Raw genomic sequence first — 23,710 nt, 5'->3', positions numbered from 1 at the left:
AAATGTGCATTATTTATCATAATTCATCGACAATTACAATAATCAGCCACACCAGCAAGCAGCTACAACAAGCAGCTACAACAAGCATCAGCTTCTGGTGCCTGGCCCTTCCTGCAAGAGATTGGCATAATCCAGCTGCCGCATCGCCTCATAGGCCACAATCGCCGCCGCATTGGACAGGTTCAGGGAACGGGCTCCCTCAATCATGGGAATACGGATGCAGTGCTCCCAGTTTGCCTTCAGGATATCCTCAGGGATACCGGCTGTTTCCTTGCCAAATACCAGCATATCATCCCTGCCAAACTGCGCCTCGGAATGAGCCCGGGGTGCCTTGGTGGAGCAATAATGGAATTTGTGCTCAGGATACATGGCCTTTACCTCGGCAAAATTTTCGTGAACATGCACCTTCACCAGATGCCAATAATCCAGCCCGGCCCGCTTCAGATGCTTGTCATCAATGGAAAACCCCAGGGGCTTCACCAGATGCAGCTCTATGCCCGTAGCAGCGCACAGGCGGGCAATATTGCCGGTATTGCCGGGAATTTCCGGCTCAATCAATACGATGTGCATTTCCTGTCACCTGCAGCCCATCAATCGCAGTCAGCAGTAACTACCGCACCCTTGGAAGCGGAAGTGGTCAGCTTGGCGTAACGGGACAGGTAGCCGGTCTTGATCTTCGGCTCAGGCTTTACCCAGGCAGCCTTGCGCTTGGCCAGCTCCTCATCGCTGACACGCAGCTCCAGCTTGCGGTTCGGGATATCGATATCGATGATGTCCCCGTCCTCAATCAAGGCAATCGGGCCGCCAGCCATTGCCTCAGGGGAAACATGGCCGATGCAGGCACCGCGGCTGGCACCGGAGAAACGGCCATCAGTAATCAGGCCTACCTTCAGGCCACGGCCGGAAATAACGGCAGTTGGATTCAGCATCTCCTGCATGCCAGGGCCGCCCTTAGGGCCTTCGTAGCGGATAACAACTACATCACCCTCCACAATCTGCCCCTCCATGATGGCATTCACAGCAGACTCCTCAGAGCTGAAGCACTTGGCCTTGCCGGAGTAAACCAGCATATCCTCTGCCACAGCGGAAGCCTTCACTACAGCGTTTTCAGGACAGAGATTGCCGGACAGGATAGCGAGACCGCCCTCCTTGCGATATGGATCCTCAACAGTCCTGATCACATCAGGGCGGAGCGTCCTGGCATTGGCAATCTTTTCCTCTACTGTGCCCACAACAGTCATGGCATCAGTATGAATTACGCCCTTCTTGGACAGCTCCTTCATGACGGCATTGATGCCGCCTGCCTCGTTCAGGTCAATCATGTGATGGGTGCCTGCCGGGCTCAGCTTGGCAATATAAGGAGTGCGGCGGCTGATTTCATCAAACTTGGCTGCCGGCAGCTCAATACCTGCCTCATGGGCAATAGCAGTCAGATGCAGTACAGTATTGGTAGAGCCGCCAATACCCATATCCACAGTGATAGCATTCTCAAATGCCTTTTCAGTCAGAATATCCCGTGGCTTAATATCCTTCTCAATCAGGTTCATGATTACCTGACCGGCACGCTTTGCCAGCTGGCGGCGTGCACCGGTATAGGCGGCAGGAATGGTGCCGTTGCCAGGCAGCCCCATGCCAAGAGCCTCAGTCAGGCAGTTCATGGTATTGGCAGTAAATAGGCCTGCGCAGGAACCGCAGCCAGGGCAGGCAGCGGACTCGATGGCAGTCATATCCGCCTCGGAAATCTTGCCTGCGGCAAACTCACCGGCAGCCTCAAAGGACTGGCTTACGCTGATGTCACGGCCATTGTAACGGCCAGGCAGCATCGGGCCGCCGCTGACAACTACGCAAGGAATATTCAGCCTTGCAGCTGCCATCAGCATGCCAGGCACAACCTTGTCGCAGTTAGGAATCAGCACCAGGCCGTCAAAGCCGGTAGCAGTAGCCACAGCCTCGATAGAATCAGCAATCAGCTCGCGGCTGGCAAGGGAAAACTTCATGCCGGTATGCCCCATGGCAATGCCGTCACACACGCCAATAGCCGGGAATTCCATCGGCGTACCACCGGCAGCGGCAACTCCCAGCTTGGCAGCCTCAGTTATCTCCCGCAGGTGAATATGACCAGGAATAACCTCGTTGAAGGAATTGCAGATACCGATTAACGGCTTCTTCAAATCCTCCGGCCCAAAGCCCATAGCATTAAACAAGGAACGATGGGCACACCGCGTTGCGCCCTTCTTTACAACATCAGACTTCATTACACAACTCTCCTAAAATAAAATTAGCAATTTTAGCTTCATATATTTTGTATACTTCAGTTTCATATTATTTTACACCAAAATCACCGTCATGCCAATAAGGAAAACGAAAATTTGTTTAAAATCACTCCCCACTGCCCAAATGCAGCATAGGCAAGGCGGAAAAACCGCACAGCAAAAAGCCCCGGCATTTCGCCGAGGCAATATCATCAAATGGTGGCTGCGAAGAGACTTGAACTCCTGACACTCCGGGTATGAACCGAATGCTCTAGCCAGCTGAGCTACGCAGCCAATATGGAGCTGATAACCAGAGTTGAACTGGTGACCTCATCCTTACCAAGGATGCGCTCTACCTACTGAGCTATATCAGCATATTAACAATAACATCATCTATACCAAACAGCAAAGCGATTTGGTTGCGGGAAGAGGACTCGAACCTCTGACCTTCGGGTTATGAGCCCGACGAGCTACCTGCTGCTCCATCCCGCGATGTAAATGATGCCTGCGCTCTCACAAGCACCGACAATTTGGTATTATATCAGCATAATAACCATTTGTCAAATAAAATTTTAAACTTTTTTACTGCTGTAGTATTAAAGGCAAACATGATATAATACTAGCATTACATAATGATAATATTATACTACGAAAAGTTCCCAATGATACTTTGATACTTTTCAAATGATATCTTTCTAAACAATACCCTACCTGGAAAGTGGTGAGATATGTGCTTGAAGACAATAGCATAGTATTGATGCACAAAAATATACCTGTCGCCCATTTCAATATAGACTCATACACAGGACGCATCATCAGCAAAATCAGCATCCTTAATCACGAGCATCTGCCCATACCCGTGCAATGCAACTCTGGCAATGATTTCACTGCTGTTGATGCCATGCAGAACTGGGTGGCTTTTCGTAGTATTCCAGCCAGCAGAAGCCACTTCACCAACTACCTGGAAAAGCTGGGAGTAGTTACGCCAAGTGCAGCTGCCTACAAAAGCCTCGGGCTGAATCTTTCTGACCAGTACTGGTACAGACCGCTTCATATGGATATTGACTGGCGCGATATAAACTTGTTTGAAAACAGCTTTCTCAGGGAAACCTTCCAGTCCCATGCCAGCAACGATGGCAGCTTTATATCACCTGACAGCAATTCCAACGGCGAATTGCCAAAATTCTGGTGCATTGAGCATGGAAAAAGATTGTTATACAAACAGGGCTCCGGCCCTCTTTATCAGCAGCCATACAATGAGGTATTTGCCAGCACTTTATTAGATAAATTGCAGATGAGCCATGTTTCCTACCAGCTAAATAGCATCGGAGATAAGCCCTATTCCGTATGTGAAACCTTTGTCGATGACCATACGGAATACATCCCGGCCTCAGACATACTCATGATGAAAAAGCATTCCAACAATGACAACGCCTATCAGCATTTTTTCAAGTGCATCGAGGCTCTGAAAATTGATGTTCCCCAGCAAGCTATAAACAATATCCTCATATTTGATTGCTTAATTAATAATATAGACAGGCACTACGGCAATTTCGGTTTTATACGCGATGCAGACACGCTGGAATTTAAAGGACTGGCGCCTGTTTTCGACAACGGCAACAGTCTTTGGTACAACGTATCTGATTGTGAAATAATTACTAGAAATCAGCCAGCCAAGCCATTTAGAAATACCCACGAACAACAGCTTAAGCTGATAAAAAGCTCTGCCCTCTTATTGTCCATGCTTGATGATAATTTTGTCAAAAAAGCTGCTTATGATATTTTTGCACCAGCAGTAAAAACAGGCAGAATTAGCATAAAAAGAGTAGAAAGCATCATACGGAATGTGAATTACAACGTGCTGGTATTGCACAAATTTCAAGAACAAATTAATAATAAATAGAATAAATCAGCTATAAATAGAATTATAGAATTTTGATGCACGTGATGTGATATAGCGAGCCATGTTTTGGTTCGCTATTTTTTATCCCCTCCCCTGTCATCCCTCCCAAGCCGCATGATACCTGCATTCACCCACCTTCATTACAAAGCGTGCACCACAGAACGGTAGCTCTATGATGAAGGTTGCCGAGGGTGCTGTAAGCTCCACCGTTGAGATTCTGAAGACCTTGAAGGAAAAGGCTGTAAACGCAGCTAACGATTCCAATACCGATAGCGATCGTCAGACTATCCAGAAAGTCATTAGTTGATGAATATATTGATATCGGGGATTTATCAAGAGAAGATATGGCAGAAAAAATAAAATCAATGAACGTTGATATATTAGTTGACTTGGCAGGTCATTCGGCAAATTCTGGTCTTTCATTATTTGCGTATAGAGTTGCTCCAGTACAGATTTCAGGCTTGGGCTGGATGGAAACTACAGGTTTTTCAGCAGTTGATTACCTTATAACTGATGAATATTTGGATCCGACTGGTAATACATATATAACAGAAAGACCATTATACTTAAAAAGTCAATTTTGTTACAAATGCCATAGGGATGTAGTTGCATCATCAGGTGCACCATGCATAAAAAATGGATATATTACATTTGCTACGTTCAATCGTATTAGTAAATTTACTAGTGAAATTCTAGAGCTATGGCGAAGAATTATGTATTTAGTTCCAAATTCATTTCTATTATTGAAGTGTGATATCTTATCCAGCAAATCGAATATGCAAATGGTTCGTAAAAGGTTAGCTAATGCAGGTCTTGACAACAAACGTATTATATTGGAAAGTCCATCATTAGATTATTTAGAGCGTTATCTAGATGTAGATATAGCTCTTGATACTTATCCATACACTGGTGGCGGTACTACTTTTGATGCACTTTATATGGGGTTTCCAGTGGTCAGCCTTTATGGGGAACGCCGTAGCTCACGGTTTGGGCTTAGTATCCTGACCAATGCTGGTGTGGGGGAATTAGCTGTGCCCACACCAAAAGAATATGTAGAGCGTGCGGTTGCTCTTGCTAGTGATTGGGATTTACTAGATGTTCTTCACAAAAATCTGCGTACCATGCTGGAAAATTCGCCTGCTATGGATGCAGAAGGCTATGTGCGCGAAATTGAAGGTAAATATAAAGAAATTTTATCTGCGGTACACAACCATGATGTTTTCGATTAAATATATTTTCTTATGTTCGTTCTTATGTTATAATAATGGAAACAGAGAGTATATGTGTTGCGGTTGTAAGTTTATTTTGGGAGGCGATGCATGTGAAGAAGATTTTAGGTATCATGATTGTGCTGGGGGCAATTTTGCTAAGCAACATAGTTGTGGATATGCCTTTGGCACATGCTGCATATTGGTGTGATTGGTGCAACGAGCGTGGCGTATGCCATGAACGTAATACTGATTGTCCATATTGGCAGGATGGTCAGCAAGGACAGGGCAGGCATCAGGGGCATCATCGTCGTGCAGCTCATTGTCAGTGGTAAATAGTATATGATGTAAAAAAATCCTGTTTCAGATGTTTTTCTGAAACAGGATTTTTCTATTATCTCTATTGCAGCATCATGGCTTTGCCATAGCAGCTAACTCCTCTGGGGAGTATCGCCCAGAAGCTTTCAATGCCTCAAGAGTAACAATTCCATCGGACAGCAAATCGCGTATTGTATTAATTCGTCCACGCGCTTCTCCACGGGCTTCGCCAGCCTCCAGCAGGGCTTCTCGTTCCTCTTTTTCGTTCCATTCAAAGCCAAACATATCAATTACCTCACTTTCGTTGTGCAGCAAGTAATTCTTCATAACATCGTTATCAATGCAGTATCTGATGGTGTCCCTGACAGCTTCATCTACAGTCAGTCCCTGCTTTCTGAGCAGCTTATAGTGATTGGAAAAAATGCTGTATTCTCGTAACGGCTTGCATATCTTCTTCAAATCTTCGTTCTTGCCGGTTGCCAGGTTATAGACATGAACAACCAGTTCCAGCTTGTCAGAAGGTGTCTTGAAAGCATCGCTCAGCCTGAGTTCTTTGTGCTCAAAGCTGGTATCCTCACCATCATAGAAAACATAAAACTCAGGGGCGGGGAGCTTTATCAGTTCCGTGCTGTATATCTTACTCCTTTGATTATAACAGAATTGAGCGATTTTGTGAATCGTTTCCACTATGTAGACGAAAAACTATTCTACAAACATTATACCACTTTTTGATAAAAATAGGAATGTATTTTTGAAAAATATACATAAAAACCAATTATTGGTTCAGCCTTGAATTCACCAGCACTTTATAGCTAAGCAAATAGACAAAAATTATGCAACAAAAATATCGCCCCCGCAAGACTTGGCTTACAGCCTGTCTCACGAGGGCGATACAAATTTATATACGCTATTGAAAAACTTTGCTAAACAATCTCATAAGGCTTCATAAGACTTCATAAGCCTTATAGCATCAATGCCTCTTGGTACGGAGCAATGCCCAGATCAGGTTCTTGATGTCCTTATCCTTGTCAATCTTGACCTGTACGGCACGCTCGTTGCCGATGATGTTGAAGTTCTCAACCAGGAAGCAGTAAATCAGGATGCCCAGGGCAACCAGGCCCACGCTGACGATGATTTCGCCGATGCCTGGGAAGTATGCACCGCTCTCATACATGGAGGTGAATACGCAGTTCAGGCGGTTGACAATAACACCCAGAACTGTCAGCCAGGCATAGGTCAGGAGACCGCCTCTGGTCTTTCTCAGAGGACTGAACATAATCAGGATAGGAATGATGATACCAAAGAGCATCTCCGCACAGTACATATTGCTCTGGAGAGTACCCTGGAACACATAGCCCCACAGATCCATAGAGAACAAATCATAGAGCTTCATCAGGAGATATACGCCCATGATACGGGTACCCACGCGGGTAAGCTTCAGCATAATCTCATGAGGAATCTCATGGCCATAAGCGGTTTTGGCGAGAGTAGTCTCAATCGTCACCATGGCAGAACCAACGAAGAAGGAGGACAGCAGGAAGTAAATCGGCAGGAACTCACTCCACCACAGTGGGAACATTCTTTCCTTCATAATCAGGAACAGGCCGCCCAGGGAGGACTGATGCAGTACCGGGAAAATAAGGCCGATTACCACCAGCACAGGCAGTATCTTGACGATATATCTGTGCAGCTTCTTGACCAGCACACGCTCAGTAATAATCTCGAAGAACTCCAGGCTCTGGATGGTAGTATACAGGGAAATACACCAGAATACCTCAAAGAGTACCGAGGTGTGTCCCCATGACACGAACGGACGCCAGAAGTTGAACCACTGGCCGATATCCAGGAAAAGTCCTGCCATTACCAGCACATAGCCCAGCAGGGATGTCAGCAGGGCACCACGGGCCACAATCTCATACTGCTCATAGCGGAACATGTGCACAAGCAATGCCGTGGAATAACCACCGCCTGCCAGGGCAACGCCGCACATTACGTCAAATGCAATCCACATGCCCCACGGAGTTTCATCGGTCAGATTGGTAACATACTGGAAGCCTGTCAAAAGACGGAACAGCACGGTGGCTGCCATCAAAAGCACAAGGCCTGTCAGGACAAAACGAGTCGGGGTGATGGTAAAGTCCCATCCCAAAATTCTAAAACACTTATATACCTTCATGCTCAGCCCTCCTTATCCTGCTTGTCATCATCCTGCTTCTTGTTCTTTTCCACACGATGATTGTAGAATGAAAGGCCTGCCAGGAACAATGCCCAGGCAGCGGCAAAGCCAGGAACCTTGGACATATAGCTCTTGGTGTAGCTGGTAACAGGTGTCTCGCTGACCTGCTTGAAGCCAAGTTCCTCGAAAGGCACATCGGAGATGTAGAGCCACTGGGAACCGCCTACCTCATGCTCGCCATAGACATGGTTCACATAGCGGCTATCGGAATTGATGATTTCATGAGCTTTCTTGATGAGCTCGTCCCTGTCACCGGAAATAAGTGCGCCGGTGGTGCAGGCGGATACGCAGGCAGGAGCATCGCCCTTTTCTACCCGTGCTTCGCACATCTGGCACTTGGCCACCTGCGGGAACTGCTCGTTCCACTGATACTTAGGAATGGAGTACGGGCATGCTACCAGGCAGTAGCGGCAGCCTACGCACAGGTCAGGGTAATAAACCACGGCTCCGGTCTTCTCGTCCTTCTGAATCGCCTTGGAGAAGCAGGCGGAAGCGCAGGCAGGCTCCAGGCAGTGCAGGCACTGCTTCTTGACAAATCTCAGCTTGTCATCCGGGCGGAACTCCTGAATCACCGTCCAGCGGTTGTCATCCAGCTCCACGCGGCCATCCTTTATATTGCGAGGCTTCGCCTTGAAGTCAAGGCCATTGTACATCTTGCAGGCAACGCTGCAGCCCTCGCAGCCAATACATTTTGTAATATCTACTAATACAGCCATTTATTTCAACCCTCCTTAACTAAATAACCGGTCATGACGGTTTACAAAGGTTGTATGCAGGTACTTTTCAGCCTTCTCGCTAAGAGGCTTGCCGAAAAATTCCTTGTAAACGGACTGAATTTCGGTATTATCATGGCTGCAACGCTTGGCTGAGCCGGTATCTTCCTTGTAGATGGCTTCGATGCGCTTCAGCTTGGCGCTGTTCTGAGCAGCTACGGTGGATTTCGGCTGTCCGCCGCCACCGATGCAGCCGCCAGGGCAGGCCATGAACTCAATAAACTGCCACTTGCTGCTGCCGCTGGCCTTGATGCCGTCCAAAAGCTGACGGGCATTCTCCAGGCCGTGGCACACGGCAATATTCACTGTGCCAACACCCGGAATAGAGGCAGTTGCCTCCTTGACCGCAGTCATGCCGCGGACAGGCTGCCAGGACAGAAGGTCAGCAGGCGGATTGGAGCCGGTGGCAAAGAAATAAGCGGAACGGACTGCCGCTTCGGTAACACCGCCGGTAGCACCGAAAATCTTGCCTGCACCTGTGGATTCACCCAGAACGGAGTCATATTCCCGCTCAGGCACGGTATTCAAATCAATGCCCTTGGACTTCAGCAGTACGGCCAGTTCCCTGGTGGTCAGCACATAGTCCATATCCCGGTTGCCGTCTACCTCCAGCTCCTCGCGGGCTACCTCAAACTTCTTGGCCGTGCAAGGCATGATGGAAACATTGACGATGTTTTCCGGCTTGATGCCCATCTTGTCAGCATAGAAGGACTTGATGGTAGCGCCCATCATGTTCTGCGGTGACTTGCAGGTGGACAGGTTGTGCATCAGCTCCGGGTAGAAATACTCGCAGTACTTTACCCAGCCAGGGCAGCAGGAGGTCAGATGCGGAATCTCATCCTTTGCCGCAGTCAGCCTGTGAACAAACTCGGATGCTTCCTCCATGATGGTCAGGTCGGCTGAGAAGCAGGTATCAAATACTGCATCAAAGCCGGCTTCCTTCAATGCGCCAGCCATCTTGTTGCCAACGCTGGTGCCAGGCGGCATGCCGAACTCCTCACCAAGAGATACCTTGGTGGCCGGTGCGGTCTGCACTACCACATGCTTGGTATCATCATCGATAGCTGCCAGCACTTCCTTGATGTTGCGCTTTTCCGTGATAGCACCGGACGGGCACCACATAACGCACTGGCCGCAGTTGACACAGGCGATTTCGCTTTTCAGCGGCAAAGGATAATTGCCATACACGCCCATGACATTCTTGCAGGCCTCCACGCACTGGCCGCACAGGATGCACTTTTCATCATCTCGTTCAATGGACGGATTGGCATCGCTGATGGCTACACGGCCCTTGAGGTTAACCGGGAAATCGCCCTTGCCCTGATACTGGTCAGGAATCCAGCCTTCGGCTCCTGATGGCTTTCCCTTGCAGCCTGCGGCCATGACGCCGAAGCCCACGGCTCCGGACCCAGCTACAAGCTTTAAAAATTTGCGCCGAGAAATTTTGCTACTCATACAAACTCTCCTTATAAAAACATAACTCCCCAACAAGAAAAACAATAATTCCCATTTATTATTTTATCACTTAAAAATAAGGATAAGAAATATTTTATATTTATGGAATGATTAAGTTCACCTATAATAGGCACTCAAAAACAGTTAATTAATGTTTGATGGACGCTTAATTAACGCTTAAAAGGATATTTTATCAAGAATACCCGTCAGATATGCGATGGTAACACCATAATTGGTCATAGGCACAGCTGCCTCCTTCGCCTTCTGGATGCGCGCCATAATAAACTTGCGGTTGAACATGCAGCCGCCGCACTGAATAATCAGGTCATACCCGGACAGCTCAACAGGAAAATCCGTACCGCTGACCACATCAATCTGCATATTCTCACCAAATCGCTTTCTGAGCATGCACGGAATCTTCTCCCGGCCGATATCTTCCTTCAAAGGCGCATGGGTGCAGCACTCAGCGATGAGCACCCGGGATTTCTCCGTGAGGCTGTCTATATGCTGTGCCCCTTCAACATAATATGAAAGGTCTCCCTTGTAAGCTGCGAACAGCACGGAGAAGGAGGTCAGCCTGCTTTCAGCCGGCTTGTGCTCATAGACATGCTTGAACACCTGGGAATCCGTGATAATCAGCTGGGGCGGGGCACTCAGCCGGGACAGGGCCAGCTCCAGCTTTTCTGCCGTGGTGCTGACCACAGTGCATTTCCTGTCCAAAAGCTCCCGGATGGTCTGCACCTGGGGCAGAATCAGGCGGCGCTTAGGTGCCTGAATGTCCTGGGGCATTACCAGCAGCACCACATCATCCTCCTTGACCAGCCTGCCTGTGATGAACTCATTGTCATAGTCCTCCGGCATCAGCTTGGCAAGAGCCAGGCGCAGCCCGTCTACATCCTTTGCCCGGCTGCAATCCAGCAGCAAAGCTTCTACCTTGCTTTCCTTCAGCCTGCCCTTGAGCTGTGCCTTTAGATTAGCTGCCACAGCCTCGTTGTCACCGAAGATGTTGATGAGGCACAGCACAGGAATATCCTTCTGGCGGAAGGAATCCAAAAGCCCCAGCTCCGCGGCAAAATCCGCCCTGCCGTCAGCCGGAAAGACGATGATGGCAATCTCCGCCTTGTCCATAGCCAGCTTTGTCTTTTCCAGCCGCTGGGCTCCCAATACCGTGGTATCCTCAAGGCCTGCCGTGTCCATCAGCACACAGGGACCCAGGGGATTGATTTCCATGGCCTTGTAGACAATGTCCGTAGTTGTTCCGGCCACCTCGGATACGATGGAGGTGCTCTGGCCTGTCAGGACATTCAGGAGAGTTGACTTGCCGCTGTTGGTCCTGCCAAAAATACCTATATGAAGCCTGTTTGCGTTTGGTGTTGAATTTAACTCTGCCATAATTAAAACCTGAAATCCCTTTTACCCTTGCTAATATCGGCAATATGCTCTGCGGCAATCTTCCTGACCTTTTCGTTAGGAATCTTTTTCAGCTCCTCGGCTATCATGGCCATGCCCTTTGCCCTGGTTTCTTCACTGGCATAATCCTCCAGATATTCCTTCAATGTCATCAGGGCATTTGGATGGCAGCAGTTCAGAATCTGCTTGCTCTTGCAGAGGGACATGAACCTGTCCCCGGTACGGCCTTCTCTATAGCATGCCGTGCAGAAGCTTGGCACATAGCCCAGATTGATGAGCCAGCTGATTACCTCATCCAGGGTGCGCTGGTCGCTGACATCGAACTGGGCGGAGTTGTCATCCTCAGGCTCCTCCTCGGCATAGCCGCCTACGCTGGTACGGGAAGCACCGCTGATCTGGGAAATGCCCAGCTCAAGAGCCTTCTCCCTGACGGCCTTGCCCTCACGGGTGGAGATAATCATGCCGGTATACGGCACAGCCACCCTGATGAGGGCGATAATCTTCTCGAAGATTTCATCGCTGATGCCATTGTCAAAGGCCTCAGGGTCAATATCATCAGCCTTCTTGACACGGGGCACGCTGATGGTATGAGGGCCTACACCATGGACGGCTTCCAGATGCTCTGCATGCATCAGGATACCGGCAAATTCATAGCGGTACATTTCCAGCCCGAAAAGCACGCCCAAGCCTACATCATCAATGCCGCCTGCCTGGGCCCTGTCCATGGCCTCTGTATGGTAGGCATAATCATGCTTTGGTCCGGTCGGGTGAAGCTTTTCATAGGCTTCCTTGTTGTAAGTCTCCTGGAACAGGATATAAGTGCCTATACCGGCATCATGGAGCTTCTTGTAGTTTTCCACCGTGGTAGCGGCAATATTGACATTTACCCGGCGGATGGCGCCATTCTTGTGCTTGATGTTGTAGATGGTGTTGATGGATTCCAGCACATACTCGATAGGATTGTTGACCGGGTCCTCGCCAAGCTCGATGGCAAGCCGCTTATGTCCCATATCCTGCAGGGCGATTACTTCCTTGCGGATTTCGTCCTGAGTCAGCTTCTTGCGGCTGATATGCTTGTTTTTCAGATGATAAGGGCAGTACAGGCAGCCGTTGACGCAGTAGTTGGAAAGGTACAACGGCGCAAACAGCACAATGCGGTTGCCGTAGTAGTCTTCCTTGATCTGCCTTGCCAGGTCATAAATCTCCTGCAGCTTTTCCTCATTGTCGCAGGCCAGGAGCACGGAAGCCTCCCGGTGGGTAAGCCCCTTGCCAAGCTTCGCCTTGGCAATAATGGCATCAACTACCTCCATATTGTCCTTGTTCTCATCGGCATATTGCAGGGTTGCCTTTATTTCCTCGTCGGAGATAAATTCCTCTGCCTTCATTGATTTTACATCATACATTTTCTATCCCCCTGTTTCTATAGTCTCCCCGGTCACAGACTATGTTGTAACCGGCATTTTTAACACGGTTTTTTAAGCACACAATACACTCTGCCGCTTCCTCGCCTGTGCAGATTTTGGCATCGTACAGGGCATACTTTTTGCGTACTGCCTTGGGCGAAAGGTTCGGCATGACTACGTTGGCACCTGCCCTGAGCCCCTTTTCCCTGCCCACCGGGTCAATGGTGCCCAGAGCCGTGGTGGCAGGCAGCAGTACATTGGGCAGCAGCAGCCGGATGATGGACAGCAGGGTGAGCGTCATGGCAGCCGTTCCCCCCGGCTCATTGCCAAAGGGCGTATCATGCTGCGGTATAAAAGGGCCGATGCCCACCATGTGAGGCTTCAGCTCCCGCAGGAACTGCAAATCCTCATGCAAGGTATCAACGGTCTGCCCCGGGGAGCCTGTCATGAAGCCTGCTCCCACCTGATAGCCTATTTCCTTCAGCGCATACAGGCACTCTTTGCGATGCTGCAGGGACATTTCCCTTGGATGGAGCTTTCTGTAGTGCGCCTCGTCAGCCGTTTCATGGCGCAGCAGGTATCTTTCAGCACCTGCCTCAAAATAACGCTGATAGCTGGCCCTATCCTTTTCACCGATGGACAGGGTGATGGCGCAGTCAGGATGGTTTGACTTGATGCTGCTGATAATCCGGCACAGCCTGTCATCTGTAAAATACTCATCCTCGCCTCCCTGAAGCACAAAAGTCCGAAAGCCCAGCTCATAGCCGTTTTGGCAGCAGTCCAGGATTTCCTCAGCGGTCAGCCGGTATCTGGAAGCCTGCCTGTTATCACGCCTGATGCCGCAGTAGTAGCAATTGTTCTTGCAGAAATTGGTGAACTCGATAAGCCCCCGGATAAAGACTTCCTGCCCATAGACGGCTTTCCTGACGGCTACAGCCCGCTGACGCAGGTATTCCCCTTCGTTGCCCTCCAGCAGATACTGAAGCTCGTCCCTTGTGATATCCTTTTTTGCTTCAATATCGTCAACAACAGAAATATTATCATCTCCTAAAAATAGCTACTATTTATACTTACAGATTAATGATATTACTTTTGCTAATTTAAAGCAACATTATTAACAGAAAATTTCTACAAAAAACGCAAAAAACTTCATGGGCAGCAGACATTTGACTGTTGTTCAATAACATATTTTCCCACTAATAATATTATGCCTGATAGTATGCTTGCATTTTTTGAGAAATGGGCGTAAAATGTAGGGAGCCTTTGGCTACAGTTTATTTTCATATTTTAGCTATATAATGCGGTGAAATTGTTTTTGAAAGGTGAGATTTTATGTTCAGTGGCATTGGTGTTACAGAGCTTGTTTTGATACTGGTTATTGCCTTGGTAGTTTTCGGGCCTGGCAAGCTGCCTGACGTGGGCAAGGCTTTGGGCAAAAGCATCAGGGAGTTCAAGAATGCTGAGAAAAACATCATTGAGGATGTTACCGTTGTAGACGAGGATAAGAAGTCTACCGGTACCAAGGCGTAAGCCCCATGGCGTATAAGGCATAGTGATATGGCAAATACTTCAGAGGTATCAAGTGTATCGGATGAGCTGACGGTACAACAGGAGGAAGCGGTGCAGGAGCAGGAGAGCACCATGCAGGAACGTGAGGATGTGCAGCAGGAGAAGGCAGTACAGGAGCAGGAGAATGCCGGGCAGGGGCATGAAGCTGGGCAGCAAGAGCCTGAGGAACAGGCAGCCAATATGTCCATCCTGGCGCACCTGACGGAGCTGCGGCGGCGTATCCTGTACAGCCTGCTGGGCGTGGCGATGGGTTCAGCTATTGCCTATGGCTTCCTGGACAGGATTATGGCCTGGCTGGTTGAACCGGCAGGAAAGCTCTACTATATGCAGCCGGCGGAGGCATTTTTTGTCTACATCAAGGTGACCATGTTTTCCGGCTTCATCATCTCCCTGCCGATTATTTTTTATCAGGCATGGGCGTTTCTGCTCCCGGCCCTGACCATGCGTGAGCGGCTGATGATGTCAATACTGGTGCCTGTGTCCGTGGTGCTCTTTGCGGCAGGTATGCTGTTTTCCTTCAAGCTGGTGCTGCCGGTGGCCATGAGCTTCTTTTTGGGCATGGGGAACACTGATTTTCAGCCGTTTTTGTCGGCTGGCAGCTATTTTGATTTTATCCTGACCTTTGTGCTTCCCTTTGGCATGCTGTTTGAGATGCCGCTAGTCATGCTGGTGCTGGCATGGATGGGCATTGTGACATCTGATATGCTGGCGGCAAAATTCCGGGTTGTGATTGTGGTGTGCTTCGTGATTGGTGCCCTGTTCACGCCGCCGGACGTTATCAGCCAGAGCATGATGGCAATTCCGATGATTTTGCTCTACGGAGTTGGCTATCTGGCAGTAAAGTACATATTGCACAAGTAAGCGGCACAGGAAAAAATGCACATGGCATAAGCAAGTGACGCAGGAAAGAGTACATATTGCATAAGTAAGCGGCACAGGCGGATAGCGTGAAGGCGATTCATGGGAATAAGCTCCGAAGATAAAGGAAGATAAAGATAGAAAATCCTGTTTCAGATGGTGATATGTCTGAAACAGGGTTTTTTGTTTATGTATTTGGGGCTGAGAGCCATTCAAGTACATTGACATGCTGAATGCCTTCAAAGGAAATATTCGGGAAATAATCCATAGTCAGCAGATACTTGGGATAATTATCCTTTATCCCCTGCAATGGGGCAAGCTCACGGTGCAGGGTGTTTTCATCAAGGACGGACTGAGAAACCTGGTAGTACGCCTTTTGTCCATTGTGAATGGTGACAAAATCTACTTCTGATGTACCTGCCTTTCCCACAAATACTTCATTTCCTCTACGGAGCAGTTCAAGATAGACAATATTTTCCAGAATATGCCCTACATCACCAAAACTTGTTCCAAGCAAATAATTGCGCAAGCCAATATCTACTGCGTAATATTTTGCACCGTTTTTGAGGCGTTCCTTGCCGTGAACATCGTAACGATTGGCCTTGTACAGGATGAAGCTGTCCACAAGTGCCTGTATATACGCTTCTACCGTATTGGTGCTTATTTTCCTGCCAGCAGATGTCATAGCACCGGCAATTTTGGCTGCTGAGCAAAGGTTGCCAATATTGTCATACATAAACTCCACAATGCTCTGGAGCATTGCTATATCCGAAATACGCCTGCGTGTTGCAACATCCTTAATGAGGACGGTGTTGTAGATGCCCTCAATATATGCACGTATGTCGTCCTGCTCCCGGTATTCCAATACGCCGGGAAATGAGCTGTTTACGAGATATTTGGAATACAGCTGTGGCAGGTTGCCTGTCTCAGGCGATACAGAAACAAACTCAGCAAAAGAAAGAGGCAGCATTCTTATTTCCATGTGACGCCCGGACAGCAGGGTTGCAAGCTCCCCCGACAGCAGATAGGCATTTGAGCCTGTAAGATACAGGTCAACTCCTGGTTTGGCATATAGCCAGTCTACAGCCCGTTGAAAGTCAGGAACATTCTGCACCTCGTCCAAAAAAACATAATTAGTTTTATCTGCACACAGCCTTTGCTCCACATAATCATATAAATCATCTGCGGTACGGATTTTGCGAAAATCACCGCTTTCAAGGTTGACAGCAATCATGCGCTCTTTCTCTATGCCATGTTCAGCCAGTTCCTTTTGAAACATGTGCAGTAATGTAGATTTGCCACAACGCCTGATGCCGGTAACTACTTTTATGATATTTTTATCTCTCAGCCTATGAAGCTGGTTCATATATACATCACGCCTAATCATTTTATCACCTCAATGATATTATAGCACAAAATGTTTACATTTTGTCATTGTATTGACATTTTTGGAATAATAAAGATAAAAATGTCAATGTAATGACAAAAATATAAAATTGGCGAATAGAAAATCCTGTTTCAGTAGTTGTATGCCTGAAACAGGATTTTGGGGCTTAAATATGTATTTGTGTTTTAGCTGAGGAATTAATTACGGTTTTGCTATGGCTGCCAGTTCCTCGTTAGAATGAAATCCCGGTGCTTTCAGTGCCTGTATAGTCACAATGCCATTGGTAAGCAGCCTGCGTGCAGAGTCAATTCGTTCGCGAGTTATGCCACGGTTTTCGCCAGCTTCCAGCAGGGCTTCTCGTTCTTCTTGTTTGTCATACTGTCATCCCCTTTAAATATAACAGAATTGAACACTTTTGTTAACCGTTTTTACTTTGTAATAAAAAGATTGTTCTACAAACATTATACCACTTTTTTCGGTAAATATCGGAATATATTTTTGAAAAATATACATAAAAAACAGATATAAGTAATGATAAGCGATATATCTTGTAATTACTTATGTCTGTTAATTATGCCTTACTCTTGTAAAGGACTCAATATTTGCATTCTATATCAACTAATTACATAAATATCATATAGAACATTCTTTGAAGCCAAAGAAGTTTTGCAGTCCATCATCTAATGCTATTTTGCATTGCCAGCCGGGCAGAATGTTGCCGAAAATCCAGGGCTTCATAACCTCCCTAGCACGATAAGGCCTGCCGCCAAATTCAATATTCAGGCTGCCGCCTGCAAGCTGCTCAATCCTTTCAACCAATTCCCTGAGGGAAAACATTTCCTGTGCTACTACCGCATATGTACCACATTTATCATAGTCTCCCGACAGCAAATAATTCCCCGCCAAGGAAAAAGCTGACACAACATCATCTATATGCACCAGATTTAAAAGCTGCTCCCCTGGTGACATGGACAATTTCCTGCCGTTTTTCAGGCAATCCCGCAATAAATTAAGCAGTTTCTGCCGCTTGTCATCTGCGCCATAGGTATCAAACAGTTGCAGCTCAATCACTTTCAGTTCACGGGCTTCCACATAGTATTGCAGCATATCATCAAATGCCTGCTTGCTGGCGGCATACAAATTCACCGGGCTGTATGGCTTGTTCTGATAATGCTGCCATGAAGTGCCTGTATTTACCAGCCTGCAACAGCCATTATTTATCATTGCCTCAACCAGCAAAGTGCCAAATGTTACATTGCTCTCAACAAGGGCAGGAATATCCTCATAAGCATGGCTGGACAAATACAAAGATGCCAGATGAAAGACAACCTCCGGCTTTACTTCTGCCATTATGCTATTCAGGCTTTTTCTATCATTGTGCATATGCAGCTTTATCCTGTCAGTCAATTTGCCAATCAATTTGCTGGTATCTGAGTTTTCCCTAACGATGCCATGAACCTCCCAGCCTTCGGCCAGCAGTTTTTCAGCCAGATGGCTTCCCACAAAGCCGGTAATACCTGTCAGCAAAGCCCGTTTGGTAAAAGGGGAAGAAAATTCTGCAAAGGTGCAGAAATTTTTGTCCCTCTCAGATATAACAGGTGGCTCAATCTCATCAACAGGCCAAGGAATATTCAATGAATTCCACAAAATTCCACTGTCACGTTCCGCATCATATAAGCTGGTTACGTTATACATGACCACAGCCTGCTGAGATAATGTATAAAAGCCATGTGCCATACCCTTAGGTATATACAGCATTTTGCCATTTTCCGCAGAAAGCTCACAGGTATGGAAGTGACCATAGGCAGCAGAACCATGGCGCAAGTCCACAGCCACATCAAAAATCCTGCCCTCAATGCAATAGACCAGTTTTGCATGGTCAGAGGGCGGCAATTGAAAATGCAGTCCGCGCAGCACATGCTGCTTGGAGACAGAGTAATACTGCTCAACAAAATCAGCCTCCAACCCCAGTTCCTTAAAGGCATCCTCGTGAACAGTCTTAATAAATGTTCCCCTGCTGTCACTGCGGCGGCAGGGGATGATTTCATAACATCCAGGCAATGGAGTATCTAGCCGTTCAAACAAATTCCTGCTGTCCTTCATTTTTCCACTGCCTCCTTGATAGTTCGCACTATATAATCAAGCTGTTCATCTGACAGGCCTGGATAAACCCCAACCCAGAAGGTATCCCGCATGATTCGGTCGGTATTTGTCAGTGAATCGGCTATCCGATAGCCGGTATGGCTGCGGCGAAGTTCATCAAAGCAGGGCTGTCGCACAATATTTCCGGCGAAAAGCATCCTGGTCTGAATGCCCTTTGCTTCCAGGTAGCGCACAACCTCGTCACGGTTTACCTCGGCACGGCATGTCAAGAGAAAGCCAAACCAGCTAGGCCTACTGCCAGCCAGCGGTTCCGGCAAAATGAATTTATCCGCTACATCCTGCAGCCCCTGATGCAGCCTGTCAAAATTCCGCCTGCGCCTTGCCGTAAACAAAGGCAGCTTCTTTAGCTGGGCGCATCCCACTGCTGCCTGCATATCGCTGATATTCAGGTTCATGCCAAAATGGGAATAAACATATTTGTGATCATAGCCGGATGGCAACTCGCCATGCTGTCCGTCAAAGCGATGGCCGCATAGATTATCCTGCCCGGATGGGCATACGCAGTCCCGGCCCCAGTCCCTGAAAGAGCGCAGGATTTTGTGCAGCAATGGATTATCCGTATATACAGCACCGCCCTGTCCCATGGTAATATGATGGGGCGGATAAAAGCTGGATGTGCCTATATCACCGACCGTGCCGGTAAGCCTCTCTGCGCCATCCACAGGGCAGGTGCTCCCCAGCGCATCACAATTATCTTCTATCAGCCACAGCCCGTGCCGGCTGCAAAAATCCCTGACCTTCTGCACATCAAAAGGATTGCCCAATGTATGAGCCAGCATCACGGCCTTTGTGCGTTCAGACAGGGCATTATCCAAACTGGCAATATCAATGTTATACTGGGGAATAGTTACATCCACGAAAACCGGCACTGCACCGTAATTGATAATCGGTGAGACAGTAGTAGGAAAACCTGCCGCAACAGTAATCACTTCATCACCTGGCAAAATTCTCCGTTCCCCTAGCAAAGGAGACGTCAGAGCCATAAAAGCCAGCAGGTTTGCTGATGAGCCTGAATTGACAACAGAAACATAGCGCATGCCTAGGAATTTTCCCAGCTTGTGCTCAAATTCATCCACATAACGGCCGGAAGTCAGCCAGAATTCCAGGCTGCTGTCCACAAGATTGCACATTTCCTCATGGCCATATACCCTGGCAGCATAGGGAATACGTTCTCCCTCCTGCCATGGGGCTGGCTGGTTATGAAAATCCTCACAATATATCTTTACCAGTGACAAAATTTTGTCATGCAGTTCCTGCTGTGTCATATCCTATCCACCTCTCCAAATCCAAATTCCCGTATCTGGTCTTCCATCAGACCGGCTATATTGTCACCTGCATAATAAGCCTTTGCCCACGCTACAGTATGCTGCACGGCTTCTTCAATATGCCAGTGTGGCTGCCAGCCAAGCACAGCTTTTATCCTGCTGCAGTCCAGCTTCAAAAAATTCGCTTCATGAGGCTGCACTGCATTTATACAGCGCCATGTTGCGCCATAACCCCAGGCACGGCAAAATAACTGTACCAGCTTTTCCGTCGTAGTGCAGTCAGTATCATCAGGCCCGATGTTGTAGCAGCCTGACAGTTCTGGATTATCCATCTGCCTTGCCGCCATCAAAAGATAGGCAGACAAAGGCTCCAAGACATGCTGATAGGGGCGTACCGAATGAGGGCTGCGGATGGCAATCTCCCTGCCGCTGATCGCTGCCCTGATGCAGTCAGGAATAATGCGGTTTTCTGCAAAATCACCACCACCGATGACATTGCCAGCCCTGGCTGTGGACACAGCTATGCCTGCTGGATGCAGAAAGCTCTTGCGATAGCTGCTGGTAACCAGCTCCGAGCAGCTCTTGCTATTTGAGTAAGGATCATATCCGTTCAATACATCTGTCTCACGATAGCCCCAGCACCATTCATTATTTTCATATACCTTGTCCGTGGTGACATTCAGCAGGGAACGGACCGATTCGCTGTGCCTGGCACATTCCAGCAGGTTTGCCGTTCCCATGACATTTACAGCATAAGTTTCCAACGGATTTTCGTAGCTTTTCAGCACCAGGGGCTGGGCTGCCAGATGAAAGATGATTTCCGGGGCAGCTGCCTCAAAAGCCTTATGCAGGGTAGCATAATCACGCACATCGCCATTGACATGCCGGACGCACTCCGCCACCCCTGACCTATGAAAAAACTCAGCCGCCTCCCGGCTGGCAGAAGGCAGGGCATAGCCTGTTACCTCCGCCTGCGCCATGGTCAGAAGCTTGCACAGCCATGTACCCTTGAAGCCTGTATCCCCGGTAACGAAGACCTTTTTGCCCTTGTAAAATTTCATCAGTTCCGGCAGATTATTCATCATCATGCCACACTTTCCATTTGGCCTGCTTACTGTGCCACAGTGCTTCCAGCCGCTGCTTGTCACGCAGGGTGTCCATGCACTGCCAAAAGCCATCATGCTTATACGCCATCACTTGATGTGCCTTGATAAGCTCATTCATAGGCTCCTGCTCCAGCATGACATTGCCATGCAGATAATCAAAGACCTCTGGCTCCATGACCATGAAGCCGCTGTTGATATAGCCTACATCATCACGGCTTTTCTCCCGGAAGGCATTGACCTGGCCGCCCTCCATTTCCAGATAGCCAAAGCGGCTTTCCGGCTTGGTGGCGGTAATGGTGCAGATTTTTCCATGGGACTGATGGTAGGCCAAAAGCTCCTTTATGTTCACATCCGAAACCCCATCACCGTAAGTCAGCATAAAACGCTCATTGCCAATATACGACTGGATTTTCTTGATGCGCTTTCCTGTCAGGGAAGCATAGCCCGTATCCACTACAGTTACCTTCCAGGGCTCGGAAAAATTGCTATGCACCTTCACGTTTTCCCGACCCTGAAAATCAAAGGTAATATCGCTATTATGCAGGGCATAATCCGCAAAATACTTTTTTATCATGTGCTGTTTATACCCGGCACAAATCACAAAATCATTCACTCCGTAATGGGAGTAAATCTTCATGATATGCCAAAGTATGGGATAACCGCCGATTTCCACCATGGGCTTGGGACGCACCTGGGATTCCTCGCTGATGCGCGTACCAAAGCCGCCTGCCAATATAACAACCTTCATAATTTTCTCTTTCTGTCAGCCTAAATCACTGACTATATTCACTGCGTTCTTTTCTCTTGTTTCCTGCAAGATTTTCTCATACTGCGCTTCCATTTCCCTTGCATATCGCCTGCCGTCCATGGCAGTGGAGTTTTCTAGCATAGTACGGAGATTTTTATGAAGCACATCTAAAAGCTCCCAGTCATGGGCTAGAGCCACAGCTCGTTCTGCATACTCATCCGCTGTAGGCACAGCCAGCTCACCAATCCCTGCATTGTTCAAAATGCTCAGGCCAAAACGAGAACTACGACGTTCTCCATACATACTTACCACAGGCACCCCCATGTACAAAGCCTCAAAAGTCGTACCACAGCCCCCATAAGGATATGTATCAAGGGCAATATCCATATCAAGGTAACGTAGCATATAATCCTTCGATGAAGGCTCAAGAATTACACGTTCAGGGTCTATGCCTGCTTTTTTGAATCTATCATGTACAAAAAAACGAACTTTTTTCCCATGAAGCGAAGGACTGTTCAACAAGATTTTTGAATCAGGCACATGATTGAGAATTTCCCGCCAGGTAATCAGCATTTCATCTGTAATCTTGGTAATGCGGTTCATTGTACCAAAGGTAACATAGCCATTCTTCTTGCAAGGAGCTCCAGCGGAAACAGGAAAATCCTTCTTTTTGTTATAACAAAAGCATGTGCTTACATATAACGGTTTTTCTGTAATATAGCTATGCCCAGGCTCATCCATGAATTTATCTGTAATAAGATAATCCGTTTCTTTCATTCCTGTGCTTTCCATCCAGCCCAGGCCTGAAATCTGTACAGGTGCTACACGATAGCGAAACAATGAAATGCCAGTATTAGCAGTAAAGCCAGCCAAATCCACGGCTATATCAACCCGCATGGATTTTAACATAGCTGCGATTTTACTATATGGCATACCTAAACAAAATTTAAAATTATCTGCCATCTCTTGTGCTTGCTTAGTATATTCATCTTTAGGTTTATTCAAATAAATGCAAGTTACATAAAAACGGCTTTTATCATAATATTTTAAAAGGGGCGGATAAAAATAACCCATAACATGATTATTAAAATCGGGGGATATATAAGCAACGTGTATTTTTCCATCATTTCTTCTAGGTTCCAAGGGGAGCATTTCATCTGGCTCAATCTTTCCATCCGGCAGCATTTCATCTGCCTTATGCAGACCCTGCAACATCCTGGCAGGTGATGTATTGGCCGCTACCATAGTATAAAGATATGTCATCAAAATACCGTATTTATTGGGCAGATTGCATCTCTTATAAGCTTCCTCGTAAAACTCAATGGCATTTTTATTCAATCCAGCTGTTGAGCAGCTACGGGCTAAATACCAAAAAATCTTGTATTCAAAATCTTTATTGATTACATTATTAGGATTTTTCAAAAATTCTACAGCATTGCAAAGACAACCCATAGACTCCACATAGTTTCCCGCTTTTTCGTGCATCATACCAAGAAAATAGAAAATCAATGCATTAAATTTTCCATTTTCAGTATAAGCACTTTTTAAGCATCGTGCTGCCTTATCAAATCTGTTTTTATCAATGTAAATAGAAGCTTTTTTTATTAGCTTTTGCTGCTTGTTTTCTGTCATGACCTTCCACCTGCCATATAACTA

20 protein-coding genes, 3 tRNA genes and 1 pseudogene are annotated in these 23,710 nt (G+C 47.4%); 6 read left to right on the top strand and 18 right to left on the bottom strand.

The window, feature by feature from the left end:
- Positions 1 to 87: 87 nt before the first annotated feature.
- From FYJ84_RS00530 to FYJ84_RS00510, 5 genes are all read right to left on the bottom strand, one after another.
- The gene (locus FYJ84_RS00530) at positions 88 to 570 is read right to left on the bottom strand and encodes a tRNA (cytidine(34)-2'-O)-methyltransferase (protein WP_154405057.1); all 483 of its coding nucleotides are present in this window, start codon (positions 568 to 570) and stop codon (positions 88 to 90) included.
- A 20-nt stretch (positions 571 to 590) separates the two neighbouring features.
- On the bottom strand, positions 591 to 2,255 hold the full coding sequence (ilvD, locus tag FYJ84_RS00525; protein WP_154405055.1) for a dihydroxy-acid dehydratase: 1,665 nt from the start codon (positions 2,253 to 2,255) through the stop codon (positions 591 to 593).
- Positions 2,256 to 2,469: 214 nt separating this feature from the next.
- A tRNA-Met gene (locus FYJ84_RS00520) sits at positions 2,470 to 2,546 on the bottom strand.
- A 4-nt stretch (positions 2,547 to 2,550) separates the two neighbouring features.
- A tRNA-Thr gene (locus tag FYJ84_RS00515) sits at positions 2,551 to 2,626 on the bottom strand.
- A gap of 42 nt (positions 2,627 to 2,668) precedes the next feature.
- Positions 2,669 to 2,744 (bottom strand) — tRNA-Met (locus FYJ84_RS00510).
- 238 nt (positions 2,745 to 2,982) lie between these two features.
- Between FYJ84_RS00510 and FYJ84_RS00505 the strand changes: the two genes are divergently transcribed.
- From FYJ84_RS00505 to FYJ84_RS00490, 4 genes and pseudogenes are all read left to right on the top strand, one after another.
- Positions 2,983 to 4,155: a HipA domain-containing protein gene (locus FYJ84_RS00505; RefSeq protein WP_154405053.1), complete on the top strand. Its 1,173-nt coding sequence runs from the start codon at positions 2,983 to 2,985 to the stop codon at positions 4,153 to 4,155.
- Positions 4,156 to 4,312: 157 nt separating this feature from the next.
- Positions 4,313 to 4,459: pseudogene (locus FYJ84_RS00500) on the top strand (flagellin N-terminal helical domain-containing protein); the annotation flags it as partial.
- A 40-nt stretch (positions 4,460 to 4,499) separates the two neighbouring features.
- A complete protein-coding gene (locus FYJ84_RS00495) occupies positions 4,500 to 5,384 on the top strand; it encodes an O-linked N-acetylglucosamine transferase family protein (RefSeq protein ID WP_154405051.1) in 885 nt (294 codons plus the stop codon).
- A gap of 92 nt (positions 5,385 to 5,476) precedes the next feature.
- Positions 5,477 to 5,698 (top strand): hypothetical protein, encoded by a 222-nt coding sequence (locus tag FYJ84_RS00490; RefSeq protein WP_154405049.1) that lies wholly within the window; start codon positions 5,477 to 5,479, stop codon positions 5,696 to 5,698.
- Positions 5,699 to 5,774: 76 nt separating this feature from the next.
- Here FYJ84_RS00490 and FYJ84_RS00485 read toward each other — a convergent pair whose 3' ends face one another.
- The 7 genes from FYJ84_RS00485 to hydE all read right to left on the bottom strand — a co-directional run bounded on the left by FYJ84_RS00485 (position 5,775) and on the right by hydE (position 13,931).
- Positions 5,775 to 6,368 carry a hypothetical protein gene (locus FYJ84_RS00485; protein WP_154405047.1) on the bottom strand — a complete coding sequence of 198 codons (594 nt, stop codon included), beginning with the start codon at positions 6,366 to 6,368 and terminating at the stop codon, positions 5,775 to 5,777.
- Positions 6,369 to 6,651: 283 nt separating this feature from the next.
- On the bottom strand, positions 6,652 to 7,857 hold the full coding sequence (locus FYJ84_RS00480; protein ID WP_154405045.1) for a polysulfide reductase NrfD family protein: 1,206 nt from the start codon (positions 7,855 to 7,857) through the stop codon (positions 6,652 to 6,654).
- A 2-nt stretch (positions 7,858 to 7,859) separates the two neighbouring features.
- A complete protein-coding gene (locus FYJ84_RS00475) occupies positions 7,860 to 8,633 on the bottom strand; it encodes a 4Fe-4S dicluster domain-containing protein (RefSeq protein ID WP_154405043.1) in 774 nt (257 codons plus the stop codon).
- Positions 8,634 to 8,648: 15 nt separating this feature from the next.
- The gene (locus FYJ84_RS00470; protein ID WP_154405041.1) at positions 8,649 to 10,145 is read right to left on the bottom strand and encodes a [FeFe] hydrogenase, group A; all 1,497 of its coding nucleotides are present in this window, start codon (positions 10,143 to 10,145) and stop codon (positions 8,649 to 8,651) included.
- 177 nt (positions 10,146 to 10,322) lie between these two features.
- Positions 10,323 to 11,537 carry a [FeFe] hydrogenase H-cluster maturation GTPase HydF gene (gene hydF, locus FYJ84_RS00465; protein ID WP_154405039.1) on the bottom strand — a complete coding sequence of 405 codons (1,215 nt, stop codon included), beginning with the start codon at positions 11,535 to 11,537 and terminating at the stop codon, positions 10,323 to 10,325.
- 2 nt (positions 11,538 to 11,539) lie between these two features.
- Entirely contained in the window at positions 11,540 to 12,958 is a 1,419-nt protein-coding gene (hydG, locus tag FYJ84_RS00460; protein WP_154405037.1) for a [FeFe] hydrogenase H-cluster radical SAM maturase HydG, read from the bottom strand.
- Positions 12,951 to 13,931 carry a [FeFe] hydrogenase H-cluster radical SAM maturase HydE gene (hydE, locus tag FYJ84_RS00455; RefSeq protein WP_235901293.1) on the bottom strand — a complete coding sequence of 327 codons (981 nt, stop codon included), beginning with the start codon at positions 13,929 to 13,931 and terminating at the stop codon, positions 12,951 to 12,953. The genes hydG and hydE overlap by 8 nt, the downstream gene beginning before the upstream one ends.
- 359 nt (positions 13,932 to 14,290) lie before the next feature.
- Between hydE and FYJ84_RS00450 the strand changes: the two genes are divergently transcribed.
- Together FYJ84_RS00450 and tatC are read left to right on the top strand one after the other, a co-directional pair.
- Positions 14,291 to 14,488 carry a twin-arginine translocase TatA/TatE family subunit gene (locus FYJ84_RS00450; protein ID WP_154405035.1) on the top strand — a complete coding sequence of 66 codons (198 nt, stop codon included), beginning with the start codon at positions 14,291 to 14,293 and terminating at the stop codon, positions 14,486 to 14,488.
- Positions 14,489 to 14,515: 27 nt separating this feature from the next.
- Entirely contained in the window at positions 14,516 to 15,388 is an 873-nt protein-coding gene (gene tatC / locus FYJ84_RS00445; RefSeq protein ID WP_235901286.1) for a twin-arginine translocase subunit TatC, read from the top strand.
- 184 nt (positions 15,389 to 15,572) lie between these two features.
- Here tatC and FYJ84_RS00440 read toward each other — a convergent pair whose 3' ends face one another.
- From FYJ84_RS00440 to FYJ84_RS00415, 6 genes are all read right to left on the bottom strand, one after another.
- Complete coding sequence (locus FYJ84_RS00440) at positions 15,573 to 16,772, bottom strand: ATP-binding protein (protein ID WP_154405033.1); 1,200 nt, start codon at positions 16,770 to 16,772, stop codon at positions 15,573 to 15,575.
- A 633-nt stretch (positions 16,773 to 17,405) separates the two neighbouring features.
- On the bottom strand, positions 17,406 to 18,875 hold the full coding sequence (rfbC, locus tag FYJ84_RS00435; protein ID WP_235901285.1) for a dTDP-4-dehydrorhamnose 3,5-epimerase: 1,470 nt from the start codon (positions 18,873 to 18,875) through the stop codon (positions 17,406 to 17,408).
- The gene (rfbH, locus tag FYJ84_RS00430) at positions 18,872 to 20,200 is read right to left on the bottom strand and encodes a lipopolysaccharide biosynthesis protein RfbH (protein ID WP_154405031.1); all 1,329 of its coding nucleotides are present in this window, start codon (positions 20,198 to 20,200) and stop codon (positions 18,872 to 18,874) included. Before rfbH ends, rfbC begins: the two co-directional genes overlap by 4 nt.
- Entirely contained in the window at positions 20,197 to 21,282 is a 1,086-nt protein-coding gene (gene rfbG, locus FYJ84_RS00425; protein ID WP_154405221.1) for a CDP-glucose 4,6-dehydratase, read from the bottom strand. Before rfbG ends, rfbH begins: the two co-directional genes overlap by 4 nt.
- Complete coding sequence (gene rfbF, locus FYJ84_RS00420; protein WP_154405029.1) at positions 21,275 to 22,054, bottom strand: glucose-1-phosphate cytidylyltransferase; 780 nt, start codon at positions 22,052 to 22,054, stop codon at positions 21,275 to 21,277. The genes rfbG and rfbF overlap by 8 nt, the downstream gene beginning before the upstream one ends.
- Before the next feature lie 15 nt (positions 22,055 to 22,069).
- The gene (locus FYJ84_RS00415; RefSeq protein ID WP_154405027.1) at positions 22,070 to 23,686 is read right to left on the bottom strand and encodes an O-linked N-acetylglucosamine transferase, SPINDLY family protein; all 1,617 of its coding nucleotides are present in this window, start codon (positions 23,684 to 23,686) and stop codon (positions 22,070 to 22,072) included.
- Positions 23,687 to 23,710: the final 24 nt, after the last annotated feature.

The sequence above is a fragment of the Anaerovibrio slackiae genome (genome assembly GCF_009695585.1).
GTDB classification, from domain to species: domain Bacteria; phylum Bacillota; class Negativicutes; order Selenomonadales; family Selenomonadaceae; genus Anaerovibrio; species Anaerovibrio slackiae.
This window is presented reverse-complemented; position numbering and strand designations above follow the sequence as displayed.